Here is a 266-nt window from a genome sequence, read left to right on the forward strand (position 1 = left end):
TCGGAGACCGTGTTCGCAGCTCCCGCCGTGACGATCGAGCAACTAGCTTTCTCGCCGCTCCCCGACTCTGCCCGGAGGTAGCTCGAGAGATGCGGCGGCGCCGGAGCCGCCTTCCGTGCAGAGGTTCGGCTCCGGCGCCGCCGTGGACCGGCAGTGCCTACTGATCGGTGCTACCGGTCGTAGGTGAAGAAGCCCTTGCCGGTCTTGCGGCCGAGCTCGCCGCGGGCCACCATGTCCCGCATCAGCTGCGGGGGATCGAAGCGCGG

The 266-nt window shown here is 69.5% G+C and carries 1 protein-coding gene; it reads right to left on the bottom strand.

What is annotated here, in order from left to right:
- Positions 1-170 precede the first annotated feature (170 nt).
- On the bottom strand, positions 171-266 hold a 96-nt coding region (locus tag AC6CH6_RS17885; RefSeq protein WP_498256165.1), incomplete at its 5' end, for a 3-hydroxyacyl-CoA dehydrogenase family protein.

It is taken from the genome of Kocuria sp. GQ42 (assembly GCF_059758435.1).